Origin of the sequence: Prosthecobacter sp., assembly GCF_044232965.1 — a bacterium.
Classification (GTDB): Bacteria; Verrucomicrobiota; Verrucomicrobiia; order Verrucomicrobiales; family Verrucomicrobiaceae; genus Prosthecobacter.
The window spans coordinates 31942-46222 of record NZ_JBIIKX010000003.1; the positions used below are offsets into that span (position 1 = coordinate 31942).

At 61.1% G+C, this 14281-nt stretch carries 12 protein-coding genes; 5 read left to right on the forward strand and 7 right to left on the reverse strand.

The features are described 5' to 3' along the window. Positions 1-206: 206 nt before the first annotated feature. Genes ACILSI_RS01910 through ACILSI_RS01925 form a run of 4 tightly spaced genes read right to left on the reverse strand, consistent with a single transcriptional unit; the run spans position 207 to position 4820 of the window. Positions 207-3854 (reverse strand): FtsK/SpoIIIE domain-containing protein, encoded by a 3648-nt coding sequence (locus tag ACILSI_RS01910; protein ID WP_395720146.1) that lies wholly within the window; start codon positions 3852-3854, stop codon positions 207-209. Next, positions 3838-4038 carry a hypothetical protein gene (locus ACILSI_RS01915; RefSeq protein ID WP_395720147.1) on the reverse strand — a complete coding sequence of 67 codons (201 nt, stop codon included), beginning with the start codon at positions 4036-4038 and terminating at the stop codon, positions 3838-3840. The genes ACILSI_RS01910 and ACILSI_RS01915 overlap by 17 nt, the downstream gene beginning before the upstream one ends. Beyond that, entirely contained in the window at positions 4035-4544 is a 510-nt protein-coding gene (locus tag ACILSI_RS01920; protein WP_395720148.1) for a hypothetical protein, read from the reverse strand. Before ACILSI_RS01920 ends, ACILSI_RS01915 begins: the two co-directional genes overlap by 4 nt. A 3-nt stretch (positions 4545-4547) precedes the next feature. Beyond that, the gene (locus tag ACILSI_RS01925) at positions 4548-4820 is read right to left on the reverse strand and encodes a WXG100 family type VII secretion target (protein ID WP_395720149.1); all 273 of its coding nucleotides are present in this window, start codon (positions 4818-4820) and stop codon (positions 4548-4550) included. A 184-nt stretch (positions 4821-5004) separates the two neighbouring features. Between ACILSI_RS01925 and ACILSI_RS01930 the strand changes: the two genes are divergently transcribed. The 5 genes from ACILSI_RS01930 to ACILSI_RS01950 all read left to right on the forward strand — a co-directional run bounded on the left by ACILSI_RS01930 (position 5005) and on the right by ACILSI_RS01950 (position 11462). Beyond that, complete coding sequence (locus tag ACILSI_RS01930; RefSeq protein ID WP_395720150.1) at positions 5005-6321, forward strand: ammonium transporter; 1317 nt, start codon at positions 5005-5007, stop codon at positions 6319-6321. A gap of 145 nt (positions 6322-6466) precedes the next feature. Next, complete coding sequence (locus tag ACILSI_RS01935; protein ID WP_395720151.1) at positions 6467-7675, forward strand: saccharopine dehydrogenase family protein; 1209 nt, start codon at positions 6467-6469, stop codon at positions 7673-7675. A 108-nt stretch (positions 7676-7783) separates the two neighbouring features. Beyond that, a complete protein-coding gene (eboE, locus tag ACILSI_RS01940) occupies positions 7784-8968 on the forward strand; it encodes a metabolite traffic protein EboE (RefSeq protein ID WP_395720152.1) in 1185 nt (394 codons plus the stop codon). A 130-nt stretch (positions 8969-9098) separates the two neighbouring features. Further along, positions 9099-11069 (forward strand): bifunctional aldolase/short-chain dehydrogenase, encoded by a 1971-nt coding sequence (locus ACILSI_RS01945; protein WP_395720153.1) that lies wholly within the window; start codon positions 9099-9101, stop codon positions 11067-11069. 156 nt (positions 11070-11225) lie between these two features. Continuing rightward, positions 11226-11462: a hypothetical protein gene (locus ACILSI_RS01950; RefSeq protein ID WP_395720154.1), complete on the forward strand. Its 237-nt coding sequence runs from the start codon at positions 11226-11228 to the stop codon at positions 11460-11462. Between the two features lie 91 nt (positions 11463-11553). On the opposite strand, the gene ACILSI_RS01955 is transcribed toward ACILSI_RS01950, so the two are convergent. The 3 genes from ACILSI_RS01955 to ACILSI_RS01965 form a co-directional block, all read right to left on the reverse strand. Next, on the reverse strand, positions 11554-11799 hold the full coding sequence (locus ACILSI_RS01955; protein ID WP_395720155.1) for a hypothetical protein: 246 nt from the start codon (positions 11797-11799) through the stop codon (positions 11554-11556). Continuing rightward, entirely contained in the window at positions 11796-13082 is a 1287-nt protein-coding gene (gene hisD, locus ACILSI_RS01960; protein WP_395720156.1) for a histidinol dehydrogenase, read from the reverse strand. The genes ACILSI_RS01955 and hisD overlap by 4 nt, the downstream gene beginning before the upstream one ends. 143 nt (positions 13083-13225) lie before the next feature. Continuing rightward, the gene (locus ACILSI_RS01965; RefSeq protein WP_395720157.1) at positions 13226-14173 is read right to left on the reverse strand and encodes a hypothetical protein; all 948 of its coding nucleotides are present in this window, start codon (positions 14171-14173) and stop codon (positions 13226-13228) included. Positions 14174-14281 lie beyond the last annotated feature (108 nt).

The following is a 14281-nucleotide window of genomic DNA, read 5'->3' on the forward strand; positions in this document are numbered from 1 at the left end:
GCAAAAAGAAACAGGTGCAGTGCGAACACCACCAACTGTCGGCCGACAGAAGGAGCGCTGGTTTGACTCCTATGCCATTTGATCACAGAAATGACATACCAACAGCATGCCAGAGGCACGAGAAATAGCAGCAGCACTATGAAAATGGGGGACATGGTTTCCATCGCGCTCGAGATTAAATTTATAAGAGCACCCCCGTTCAACGGTCACCCCAACCTTTGAACCGCATCACTTACCCAAACGGCATCTGGCAACGCAAACGGCCTGAAGGTTTCCAGGCGTGACTCGTGCTCGGAGTAGAATAAGGCGCGGTGCAGGCCGAGGGAGCCGGCTTTGGGGGAGTCGATCAGGCTGGCGCTATCGTTGGCACTCATCTGGAACAGCACGCGCATGCCCAGCTCGCTCACGGCTTTGCGGCTGAGGCTGCGGTTGAGGTTGTTAAGCGTGTCGAGGCTGGTGATGAGATGAATCCCCAGCGGCGGGCCCTCGGCGATGATTTCGTTGAGCTGATTGCCCGGCTTCGGCGTGTCGTCGCCGCCGAAGGAGAAATCCTCCTCGTAGCGCAGCTTGCGGAACTTTTGCAGGCCATGCACGAGCAGGAAGACCGGCGGATCGCCCGCGCTGCCCTCGTCAGCACGGCGCTTCATCTCCGCGTGGATTTCAGCGATGAATTCGGCGGCCTCATGGCCTTGCGAGACCTTGGCGCGGCCTTGGGCAGCGTTTTCGAGGAACTCGCACTCTGCCGTGCCCGCGAGAGCACCGTGGATGAGATAAAACTTCGGCAGGCGCTCACGCGGATGCTGCGCCGCGAGCGCGAGGATGCCCAGGCCCATGATCGCGGCGATGGCCTCGTCATTTTGACCGATGAGCAGCAGATGTCGGCCGCTCTGACGCGGGAACAGCGCCTCGGTGGGGCCTTTGATAGCATTTGGCAGACCCAGCCAGCATTTCGGATCGGCGGGCGGCTTCGTGGCCGGAGTGGCGAGCACGTTGGCAAGCAGCGCGTTGTCGCGCACATCGGCGGGCATGTTGCCTTCGAAGACAATCGGCTTTTTCGCGCCGAACCCACGCTCCTGGGCCAGTTGGGCGACTTTGGCGAGGTGCGCATCGCGTTCCTCATCCGTGAGCCACACGACCTGGAAGGGACTGTTCCCTTCGATGGCGCCTGCGGCGTCGTTGTAGATGCCTTCACCGGGCCGGGAGAGCAGACGCGCCGCCGTGTTGCCGTCGTCCATGATGAGCGCGGCGTCGGCCTCATTGCACTGAAGCGCAATACGGATGACCATCTGCCCCAAGGTCGTGCGGGCCAGCGTGTAAGCTCCACCGAGCGTCTGCGAACCGAGGAAGACATGAATGCCAAAGGCACGGCCCTGACGCACGATGCGGTCCAGCAACAGCGCGGCTCCCTGCGCAACGGCGTCGTCTTCGACGAAGAACTCCTGGAACTCGTCGATGAGGAGCAGGGTGCGCGGCATCGGCTCGGTGCCGCCCGCTTTCTTGTAACCGGCCAAGTCTTGCACGCCGAGCTTGCGGAACATCTCACCACGACGGCGCAGCTCCTCGTCGATGCGTTGCAGCACGCTGAGCGCGAACTCGCGGTCGCTCTCGATGGCGATGACCTTGGCGTGCGGCAGCTTCGCGTCGGCGTAGCACTTGAACTCCACGCCTTTTTTGAAGTCGATGAGGTAGAACTCCACCTCGTCCGGGCTGCATGTGAGCGCGAGATTGGTGATGATGATGTGCAGCAGCGTCGATTTACCGGAACCGGTCTTGCCCGCGAGCAGCGCGTGCTGTCGCGTGCCTTTGCCGATGGCGAGATATTGCAGTTTTGTGGCTCCCGTGCGGCCCACCGCGATGCGCAGCTCGTTGGTGGTGCTTTCCGACCACATCTCCTTCGGCGCGACGACGCTGAACGGCACCTGCACGCGGTTTGAGTCGATGCTGGACTGCCCAATCTGATGTGCCAGCTCAGCGGCGATGGCGTCCGACGGCGCGGGATCGAGCATGATCGTGCTGATGCCGTTGAAACTCACCACGCCCTTCTCACGCACAAGGCGCAGGCTGCCTTTGCGCAAATCCTCGGCGCTGAGGCCCTCTGGCAGGTTGTGACGGCGATCCCAATGAATGAGCGTGAAGACACCGCAGCGCGCACCGCTGGCCGCGATGCTTTTCAGCCGCGCCATGCCCGTCTCGCTGAAACCGGCAGGCAGGCCGGCGATGACAAGAAAGTGATACTTCTCCGCCACGCTGCCCGCCTGTTCGTTGTACTCGGTGATCGTCGCGTATTCATTCCGAAGATACATCTGGATGACCTTCTCGACGTGCTCGTTCAACTCGGCGAGACGCTCCTCAATGTGATCGCGCTGGGTCCAGATGCGGCGATTGATGAGCGCGGGCTCGTAATCGGCCAAATGCATCAGTCCGGCGAAGTTTTGCCCCAGACCGACGGGATCAATGATGGTCAGTGCCGCTTTGCCGGGCGGGGCGAGACTCAGCAGACGAAACAGCACGCCGTTCATCACCTCGGCCACCCATTTGCCACCGTCGTCATCGGTTTCGATGAGCAACGAGCCTTCCTGCGGAAACACGAGCGCGAGCGGCAACGTGATGTGCTCGTGGCTGGCGAGACTCAGCGGTGTTTCCTTCGCAAACAGCTCGGCGGCGGCACTCAGATCGAGTTCTAACTTTCCCAGACGGCAGGAGCGAGGAAACACCGCGCATGGCTGATACTCCGCGCTCCACGGCACGAAATGAGAAGCAGTGTTGGAGCTGATCTCATCCACTTCGGCGAGCAAGGGCAGAACCTTTTGATTCCACTCCGCCACCAGATCTTTCCAACGCTTTTCTGCCACCGCATCCAGTGCCGCAAGAGCGCTCGCATGCTGGTCGAGCATCTGCTGGCGCTGCTGCGCGGCAGGAGCGCTCACCTCGTCATGCAGATGCTCGGTCTTCTGCTCCGCCAGGCTTTCCAAGTTGCGGGCCAGCAATCGAGCGTTGCGCTCAAGGCAGGCGGGAATCTGCTTGGCGAGGCGTTTTTGCATCGCCGTGCGGTAGTTCTCCGCCACTTCATCCGCCCGGTTCCACTCAGCCGTGATCTGCGCGTCGGTTTGATCAAACGCCGCCTGCACCTGCGCTTCAGCGGCATCTCGCGAGGCGTTCATCTCGGCGGCACACTTTTCATAGTCGAGCACGGCACGGCTGAGCTGCTGGATGTCCACCGTCGGACGCGAGAACAGTTTCTTCAGCCCCGTCGTCTGAGTGGCGGCGATCTGACCTTCCAGCAGCGTGGCGTGCCGTTCGATGCCCTCGACACGCGCCGTCATGTCCTCCAGCGCGATCTGTGGCTCCGGCCGGGCGTTCTCCTTGCGTTGCAGACGCTCTCCCGAGGCCTTCTGCACGGCGAGCAGTCGCTCCATCACCTTTTCCAATCGTTCGAGTAGCGCGTTGGCCAACTCACGCGTCTGCGCGAGCTGATGAATCTTCAAAACTTCGGCCTGCTTGCGGCGAAGCTGCTGCTTGCCCAGCCAGCTCTCACGCGCGTCCTGCGTCATCACCGGCAGATCACGCCGGATGCGATCCTCATAGCGTTTGAACGAAGTCGCGCGCGCCGCATGCCGCTGGCGCACCTTGGCGGCGAACTCGTCCCACTCATGGGACATCGCCTCCAGGGCTGCGGCGGTCTGCGAGTCGAAGGTTTCGAGTTCCTGAAGGTGGCTCTGCTCGGTGGAATAGCGGCGGGCGCGAGTCTCGCGCAGGATTTGCTCGCTGTGCCGCACAAAGCCGCCGACCGCATCGCGTAACGAGATGTGAAGCGTGTGAATGCGCGAGGCGCGTAGGTCAAGGGAGCTGCTCACAGTCTTTGCGGATCTTTTTCAGGATGGTTTCGAGCTCATTCATGACCGCCCCGGTGCGGCTGACAAGCCCCGGCAGCGGCTCCAGGTAACGTTTTTCAAACTCCAGCGCCTTGGCATCGCGCCAGTGCGCCTTGGTGGCATGCCACTGCTCGGAGAGTTCGCGGGCGGTTTGGATGAGGTTCATGGTTTGTTCGCGGTTTCTGAACTCGCGACCGGGGCCGGGGTTTCGTTGTAGGCGTCGAGTATTTTTTGGATCTCCACGAGGTGCGCCACCGCGAGAGCGAGGTCGTTCTCGATGAAGTCGCGGAAGGAATCCAGCTTGCGGGCCAGCGGATCGACCGTGCGGTCATAATCACGCGCCCAGGTCTTGGTGCGCTGCAGCTTGGCCTGCGCCTCCTCCAACGCGGCCCGCGCCTTCCGCACGGCCATCTGCTGCATGCTCGGCGTGTCCACAAACTCGGACAACCGCGCGCTCATGAGTTCCTGCTGCGCTTGGTCGAGCTTTTTCTGCCGCAGCTTGATCTGCGACGACCAGTAAGCCGGCTGCTCCAGTTGCAACCAGGAGCGCGTCTTCTTCACCGCGTCCTGCGCCGTTTCGAGCGACTGCCGCGTCTTGCTGATGAAAATGATCAGAGCGGAGCGGAAGGACTCGATGGCGTCGAGATTCGAGATGCGGGCTTGGTCGGCCATGACTCAGCGCTGGTTGAGATAGTCCTCAATGCGCTGCGCTTTCCGCAGCAGGAAGGGCGTGTGCTGTTCGGACATCTCCATGAATTTTTTGATCGTCCGCATGGTGGTGTGGAACTCGGCGGCAAATTTTTCATGCTCAGCATCCTGCCAGGTGTCCCCCAGCGCGGCGAAGCGGCTTTGCAGCGACGAGGCGCGCTGCTGCATGTCCGTGTTGAAGCGCTTCAGCTCCTGCGCAAAACGCCGGACCTCCTCGGGATTCATGATTGCCTGTGCCATGCCGCAAACTAGCCCGTCCGGCGGGTGTGGGGCAAGAGCGATCCTGACAGCGCGGCAGATTCCATGCGCCAGTATCTTTTAGACGGCCAATGGTCACCCGATTCCACCGATGGAAACAAAGTTGTCACCTGGGGCGAGCCGCCTAGCATCGCGGCTTCCAACCCAACCAACCATGACCCATCCCATGCCTAAGCGCCTCGGGAGCGGAGCCAAGCGGAGCTTTTCCGTGATGGCCGCGCTCTGTTTCGCCACCACCACCGTCCATGCCGCCGACGGTTCCACCCTCAACAGCGGGGACACGGCCTGGCTGCTGGTCTCGACAGCGCTGGTGCTCTTCATGATGATTCCGGGCCTTTCCCTGTTTTACGCGGGTTTGGTGCGGTCCAAGAATGTGCTCTCCATCCTGATGCAGTGCTTTGCGCTCACGGCGGTGATGAGCCTGGTCTGGCTGGCCTGCGGTTACTCACTTTCATTCTCCGATGGCAGCTCGTTCATCGGCGGCTTCGGCAAAACTTTCCTCAGCGGCGTGACGACCGCCTCAACCCGCGCCGACTGCCCCACGATTCCTGAGCTGCTGCACTTCGCCTACCAGATGATGTTCTTCCTCATCACGCCGGGGCTCTTCATCGGCGCGTTTGCAGAGCGCATGAAGTTCAAAGCCATTCTCGTCTTCAGCATCGTTTGGAGCCTCGTGGTCTATGTGCCCTGCTGCTACGGCGTGTGGCACAAGGCGGGCGCGTTCCTCGGCCTGACGGGCGTGATCGACCTCGCGGGCGGCATCGTCGTTCACATCACCGCCGGTGTGGCGGCGTTGGTGGCCTGCGTGATGGTGGGACCTCGCGTCGGCTTCCCGCATGGACAGTTCATGCCGCACAATCTGCCTTTGACCATCACTGGCGCGGGCATGCTGTGGGTCGGCTGGTTTGGCTTCAATGCGGGCAGTCAACTCGCGGCAAATGGTGCGGCGGCCATGACGCTCGTGGTCACGCATCTCTCCGCCTGCGCGGCCTCGGTGGTTTGGATGCTCATCGAATGGGTGCGCGGCGGCAAACCTAGTGCGCTGGGTATCGCCACCGGCTCCATCGCCGGTCTGGCGGCCATCACCCCGGCCTCGGGAAAGGTGGGGCCGATCGGCGCCCTTTGCATCGGCAGCCTCTCCGCGTTGCTGTGCTGGCTGGCCTGCGCGAAACTGAAGAAGAAATTCGGCTACGATGACTCGCTCGACGTCTTCGGCGTGCATGGCGTGGGCGGCTTTGTCGGCACCCTCCTCGTCGCGGTCTTCGGTTCCACCGCCTTCGCAGGTGGTCTGGGCGATTTCTCCATCGGCAAGCAGCTCATGACACAGCTCCTCGCCTCCATTTACACCATCGTGCTCTCCGGCCTCGCCAGCTACGCGATCCTGAAGGTCATCGACCTCACCATCGGCCTGCGCATAAGCCCCGAGGAAGAAAGCATGGGAGCCGACCTCGCCGAGCACGGCGAGACCGCCTACACCCATTGATGCCGCGCACTGCGGCGGTCCGCGGGGCGGGAGGGATCATTTCGCAGGCGGCGTTTCCGTCGCTTGCAATCCCCCCGCCCCTGCTAGACTCGCCCTCCGTCTTCACATTCGGCATTCATCATTCTGATTTCGTCATTTCCTTCTCATGTCTCATAAAGTCCTCATCATCGGAGCCGGCGGCGTCGGCCGTGTCGTCACTCATAAATGCGCCCAGCTTCCCGAGGTCTTCGGTGAGATCATGCTGGCCTCCCGCACCAAGACCAAGTGTGACAGCATCGCCGCCGAGTTGAAGCGCCCGATTCAAACCGCCGCCGTCGATGCCGACAACGTCCCCGAGCTGGTGAAGCTGCTGCAAAGCTTCAAACCCGAGGTCGTCATCAACGTGGCGCTGCCCTACCAGGACCTCACCATCATGGACGCCTGCTTGGAAGCTGGCGTGCATTACATCGACACCGCGAACTACGAACCGCGTGATGTGGCCAAGTTCGAGTACCACTGGCAGTGGGCCTACCAGGACAAGTTCAAGAAAGCCGGCCTCACCGCGCTGCTCGGCTGCGGCTTTGACCCCGGTGTCACCAATGTGTACACCGCCTACGCCTTGAAGCACCACTTCAGCAAGATCGACACCCTCGACATCCTCGACTGCAACGCTGGCGACCACGGCAAGGCCTTCGCCACCAATTTCAATCCCGAGATCAACCTGCGCGAAGTCACCGCCAACGGCCGCTATTGGGAAAACGGCAAGTGGGTGGAGACCAAGCCGCTCGAAATCAAGCGCAGCTTCCCCTTCCCCGACGGCATCGGCCCGAAGAACATCTACTGCCTCTACCACGAAGAGCTTGAGTCGCTGACCAAGCACATCCCGATGCGCCGCGCCCGCTTCTGGATGACCTTTGGCGACGCCTACATCAAGCACATGGAAGTCCTCGTGAACGTCGGCATGACCGGCATTCATCCCGTCAAACACAAGGGCGTGGACATCATTCCGATTGAGTTCTTGAAGACGCTGCTGCCAGAACCCGGCACCCTCGGGGCCGACACCAAGGGCAAGACCTGCATCGGCAACTGGATCGAAGGCACCGGCAAAGACGGCCAGCCGAAGCGCTACTACGTCTATAACATCTGCGACCACCAGGAGTGCTACCGCGAGACCAACAGCCAGGGTGTCAGCTACACCACCGGCGTCCCCGCCATGATCGCCGCCCGCCAGCTCCTCACCAATCCCGCCGAATACCGCCAGCCCGGCGTCTGGAACGTCGAGCAGCTCAATCCCGACCCCTTCATGGCCGACCTCAACGCCTACGGCCTCCCCTGGCTCGAAACCTGGCCCACCGAGCCGCTGCCGGGCGAGTGAGGCAGCACCAGCGCTGACTTGGTCCAATCCAACCACCGCTGGCAGATAGTGAACCAACTTGGCAGACGATTCATTTGACGGAGGACCGGGTGCTCAGCACTGAAAAGCATGCGCCTCAACCACGACATTCACCTCGGCTACTGCACCAACATCCATCGCGGAGAGACGTGGGAAGAAACGTGGAATGGCCTCCAGAACTACACGCTCCGCGTCAAAGACCGCGTCAGCGGCGGCAGGCCGTACGGCATCGGTTTGCGCCTCAGTGAGCAGGCGGCGCGTGAACTGAGCGCACCGGGCAAAATCGCCGAGTTCAAAGCGTGGCTTGATGCGAACGGCTGCTACGTTTTCACCATCAATGGCTTCCCTTATGGCTCGTTCCATGGCACCCGCGTGAAGGAACAAGTCTTCAAACCGGACTGGAGCACGCAAGAGCGTCTTGTTTACACGAACCTGCTCTTCAACATCCTCGCGCAGCTTCTCCCACCGGGAGTCAGCGGCAGCGTCAGCACACTGCCGGGTTCCCATAAGACCTTCAATGTCGGTGCTGATGAATTGCAGGCGATCTTCACGAATCTGCGCCTCTGCCGCGAGCACATCGAGAAAGTCGCCGAGAAAAGCGGACACGACCTGCATCTCGGCCTCGAACCCGAACCGCTCGGCTTGTTCGAGACCAGCGGCGAGACGCTGAAGTTTTTCGGCCTCTACCTCGACCGCAATCCGCAGGACCGCGACTTCTTCAAATTCATCGGCCTCAATTACGACACCTGCCATCTCGCCATTGAGTTTGAAGACGCCAAAACCGCGCTCGACCGCATCAGCGGTGCCGGCATCCGGCTCAGCAAGCTGCATTTCAGCTCAGCGCTGAAATTGCAGCCGACCGCCGAAAACGTCGCGAAGCTCCATGCCTTCGATGAACCGGTCTATTTTCATCAGGTCATCGCCAGTTACGGCAAGGATGAGCCCCTGCGTCGTTTCAAAGACCTGCCGGACGCGTTGCAGTTCGCCCAGACGAATCCCAACCAGCTCGGTGAGGAATGGCGCGTCCACTTCCATATCCCGATCCACGCCCAGCCCGGCGGCGGCTTTGACAGCACGCGCGATCATTTGATTGGCGCGATGGATTGGCTGGCCGCGAACCCGACGAAATGCCAGCACATCGAAATGGAAACCTACACCTGGGAAGTCCTGCCGCAGGAGATGCGCAGCGGAGATGTCGTCGATCAGTTGGTGAAGGAGTATGAATGGACGCTGGGCGAGATGGGAAAGCGCGAATTGACGGTCAAGGAGGCCTGACGGCCGTCAAGGAAGGGTCCAGGCGGTCAAGCGTCGTGTGGCCGACCTGCCTAACCACTTCCTGACCATGCCTTGACCTCTTGACATCCCCCCTCCTTTCCCCCAAGTCTGCCACTCCCATTTTCCCATCATGCAATCCCTCTGGAACGACACTGAAGCCGCCACTTTCGGAACCGATCTGCTCGGTCAGCGCGTCTATACCTCCCGTCTGCTCGGCCGCAATCCCGCTCTCGTCCTCCATGGCGGCGGCAACACCTCGGTGAAGGTCACGGAGCAGGACTTTTTCGGCGATTCGGTCGAGATTTGCTACGTCAAAGGCAGCGGCTGGGACTTGACGACGATTGAACGCGCCGGTTTCTCCCCCGTGCGCATGGCGGCACTGCTCAAGATGTCCCAGCTCGCCACGATGAGCGATGAGGACATGGTGCTGCAACAACGCGCCGCGATGACGAACCCAAACGCGCCCGCCGCGAGCATCGAGGCCATTCTGCACGCCATCCTGCCCTTCCGTTTCGTCGATCACAGCCACGCGAACGCCATTTCCGCGCTCACCTGCGCCGCTGATGGCGAGGCACGCACCAAGGAGCTTTTCGGCAAGCGCGTGCTCGTGCTGCCCTATGTGATGCCCGGCTTTATGCTCGCCAAGCAGGTCTTCGAAGTGCTTCAAAAAACCGATCTCCGCCAAGAAGGCATCGAAGGCATCGTGCTGCTGAAACACGGACTCTTCACTTTCGCCGATGACGCGAAGGCGAGCTACGAGAAGCACATCGAACTTGTCACGATGGCCGAGGAATATCTGGTCAAGAAGGTCAAGGCTGACGCCGTCAAGGCAGTGGCGAGCGAAGACCTCATGGCTTTGGCAAAACTTCGTCAAGTAGTGTCCAAAGCACGCGGGTTCCCGCAGATCGCGCGGCTCAACGCCTCACCCGAAGCCGTTGGCTATGCGAACCTTCCAAACGTCGCCGACTTCGGCACTCGCGGCCCGTTGACACCTGATCACAGCATTCGCACGAAGCGCGCGCCCGCGTTCATCAGCGAGGACATCGACGCGAGCGTGCAAAAGTTCGCCGACGACTATGCGGCTTACTTCAATCGCCACGCCAAGAGCCAGACGATGCTTGATGCGGCCCCGCGTTTTGCGATCTGGCCCGGCAAAGGCATCGTGAGCTTCGGCGACACGTTGAAGGACGCCAAGATCGTCTTCGACATCGCCGAATCGACGGCTGCGACGGTTCAACTCGGTGAAAGCGTCGGCGGCTGGGAGCCGCTGCCGGAAAAGGACATCTTTGAAATCGAGTATTGGGATCTGGAGCAGGCCAAGCTGCGCAAAGGCCCGGCCCGCAAGGTACATCAGGGCAAGGTGGCGCTCGTCACCGGCTGCGCGGCGGGCATCGGCTTCGCCATCGCAGAGTCGCTGGCCGAGCAAGGCGCGCAGGTCGTCGGACTCGACATCGACAAGGACATCCCCGCAATCATGGCCAAGATCGGCGGCATCGGCATCGTCGTGAACCTCACGGAAGACCAGCCCGTCCAGGACGCGATTGATTTCACCGTGCGCGAGTTCGGCGGCATCGACATCGTCGTCAGCAACGCCGGCATCTTCCCGAAGAACGATCACCTCGACATGATGGCCCAGTCCGATTGGGACCGCACCCTCATGATCAACCTCACGAGCCATCAGAAGCTCATGAACAAGGTCATCCCGTTCGTGAAGCAGGGCATCGACGCCAGCATCATCTTCGTCGGCAGCCGCAACTTCAAAGCCCCCGGCCCGGGAGCCAGCGCCTACTCCTGCAGCAAGGCCGCGCTCACCCAGCTCTGCCGCGTCGCCGCGCTCGAACTCGCCCCGCACAAGATCCGCGTCAACATCGTGCATCCCGACGCCGTCTTCGACACCAAGCTCTGGACCCCCGAGGCCCTGCTCAAGAGCGCCACGCGCTACAACATGACCGTCGAGGAGTACAAGACCAAGAACCTCATGAAGGTCGAGATCAAGAGCAAGGACATCGGCAACATGGTCAGCGCCATGGCCTCCCCCTTGTTCGCCAAGGTCACCGGAGCACAGATTCCGGTCGATGGCGGGAATGACCGGGTGATTTGAGACGCCTGACGAAAAAAGTTTGGTTATAGCAGGACCTATAGCAGCCAACAGTCACTGGGAAAGACAAGCATTGAACAACAGATTCTGAATCTGTTGTTTATCTCCCAATTTACCAAACTGGTTGCCGCAGTTAGAATGTGACTATGGTAGGCAGGCATGAAACCCAGGCGCTCACGAAAGCCATTGTCTCAGGCCTCTCCAAACAAGCGTTGGGAACCGATGCATTGGATTCTTCTGTGGCAGATCTTGATGAATGCGGTTCCATCTGTGATGAAGGACCTGAAATACTTAATCATCGCGATCCTCCTTTTGGTTTACGGCTCTTCAGAGCTTCCTGTGTTGCCTTTATTTTCAAGACTGTTGATCCGAGACATCGCTGCCCAGGCACCCTGAGGATCAAATCGAGCGCTGGGCAAAAACAGAGCGGCAACAACCGCTCTCCAAGCCCAACGGTCTTATGGGATTTGCGGGAGCGTCTCCAGCATCACTTCTTGGATTCCACCGCAGGCTTTTCGGCTTTTTTGACCTCGGGATCCTTGGGCGTATTCGGCACGGCGATGAACTTGGCTTTCTCCAGGTCCATCACGGGCAGTTTGCCTTGGGGAACGGGCGGCGGCGCATTTTTTTCGGGCGCGGGTTTGGGAGTCACGACCGCCTGGGGCTGCGGTTTCGCCTCCTCTTTGCCGCAAGAGACAAGAAGCAGGCCCGCGAGAAGGACGAGGCATTTCATGAGCAGCGGATGGAAACGGAACGGCCGTGCGCGTCGAGGCCTTCGACCTTGCTGAAGGCGCGAACGATGGGCTCGGATTTGACGCAGCTTTCACGATCCAGGCGGATGATGCTGGTGCGACGCTGGAACATGTCGGCGGTGATGCCGGGAAAGGACTTGCCGGAACCGCCGGTGGGCAGCGTGTGGCTGGGCCCGGCGAGGAAATCGCCCACGGCGACGGGCGAGTGATTGCCCAGGAAGATGGCACCAGCGGTGCGGATGAGCGGCAGGATGACATCTTCCCGCATGGTGATGAGCGTGAGATGCTCGGGCGCGAAATCATTCACGAGGCGCGCCCCCTCTTTCAAACTCGGCACGAGCATGCAGAAGACGCCTTTTTCGAGCACGGGGGCTAGCTGGGCTTGGCGACTGAGCGTTTTTGACTGCGAATCCACCTCTGCGACGACAGCGTCGAGCAAGGTGGCGTCATCGGTGATGAACCCGGCCATGCTGTCCTTGCCGTGTTCGGCCTGAGCGAGAATGTCGGCGGCGATGAAGGCGGGATTGCCGGATTTGTCGGCGAGAATGAGGACTTCACTGGGCCCGGGCAGCAGATCGATGGAAACAACGCCGAATGCCTGACGCTTGGCTTCAACCACATAGCTGTTGCCGGGGCCAAAGATCTTTGTGACAGGGCGAATCGTCTCTGTGCCGAAGGCGAGCGCGGCGATGGCCTGCGAACCGCCGATTTTATAGACCTCGGTGGCTCCGGCGAGTTTCAGGGCCGCGAGCAGGCCGGGATTGACATTGCCATCCCGCCCGCAGGGCGTGCAGACGACGATTTCCGGCACTCCGGCCGCCGCAGCGAAGGTGACCGTCATGATGGAGGTCGAAACCAGCGGCGCGGTGCCGCCGGGCACATAACAACCGACGCGCTCGAAGGGGTGGAAGACTTCGCCGACATCGGCACCCTGCTCATTCTGGTAGCTCCAGGCCTGGCGCATGCTGCGTTTGGCAAAGGCCATCACATTGCGATGCGAGGCTTCGAGAGCGCTCTTCAACGTGGCATCGGCAGCATTCCAAGCGGCATCGAGTTCGGCCTGTGGGATGCGCATTTGCCCTGCGGTAAGTTTGGCCCCGTCGAATTTCTCGGTGAGTTCGAGCACGGCGGCATCACCACGCTCACGCACGGCCTTGATGACACCTGCCACGACTTCTCGCACGGCATCGCTGGCCTCCGCACGACGATTCAAAGCGGTGATGGCGCTGGCGTAGTCAGGATCGGTGGGGCGGATGACTTTCATCAGACAAGAATGCGGGGAATGGGAAGGAAGCGATGAATGATTCTACGAGGGTGACGAAAAAGCGGGCGCTGGTTTGCGCCCGCCTGATGCACTCGATTTGATCTCAGGGCAAGTTCACCGGGTGGTGCCTTGGCGTGCCCGTGTCAGGGGACGACTTCGCCGGAGCCGGTGTACACCCATTTTTCGACACGTCCGTTTTTGATGCGGGCCTGGGCCTCGGTCTCGAACTTGCCAAACATGGTCTGGGTCTCGTATTTCACATTCACCGTCCAGTAATCCGCGCCGTCGATCTTTTCACGCTGCACGTCTCCCCAGGACTTGATGCTGTCGAGCTTGATCTCGGTGACCTCGCCGGCCTTCATGCTGGCAACCAGAAGCGGGTAGGTGCCGTCCTCGGCCTTGGCCGGCTTGTCGTCACTGGCGCTGCCTCCCGTGGTCATGGCCGGGGCGTTCTTGGCACGGTCGGCGGCGGCGAGCTTGTATTCGTGCGCTTTGCGGGCCTGCTCGGTCTGGGCGACTTTGATCTGCTCGTAGGCGGCGGCGAAGACTTCTTTGAAATCGGTGTCATCCATGGCCACCAGACCGCGCATGGGGGAGCCTGGGGAGGCACCGACCTCGAGATTTGCGCCCTGCTGCCCCATGACGAAGATTTTCGCGCCGGTTTTGAAACTGGAGGCGGCGGTGGCCTTGCCCATCTGCATCTTGATTTCCAGATCCTTTTTCATCGTCACCTGCTTCGGCGAGGTGAAGAAGCCTTTGGGCACGGCAGCCCAGTTCTTTGTGACCTCATCGACTGAGGGGAAGACAGGAGCAACGAAAGCGTTCGGGTCAGGCGGCGGCGGCTCGGGCAGCTTCGGCATCTCCGGCTTCGGCTCGGGCTTTGGCTCGGGCTTGACCTCCGCCATCGGCTCGGGCTTTGGCTCCTCTTTGACAACCGGCTTTGGCACCGGGGCGGCGGCCACCACCTTCTTCGGCGGCGCTGGCGGCACATGCTTCGTGAACTTCATGGCATCAGCGAAGGGCGGATACACATACTCGTAGGCGACGTAGCCGACGGCGGCGGCCAGGATGATGACGATGAGGGGTTTCATGGTAGGTGGAGTTTAGGAGGACGGCGGTGAATTGCAACCCCGGTGACACTTCCAGCCAAGCAACGGCCCGGCCCCGCATTTCTTGGGCTTGATCTCCCCTGCCCCACG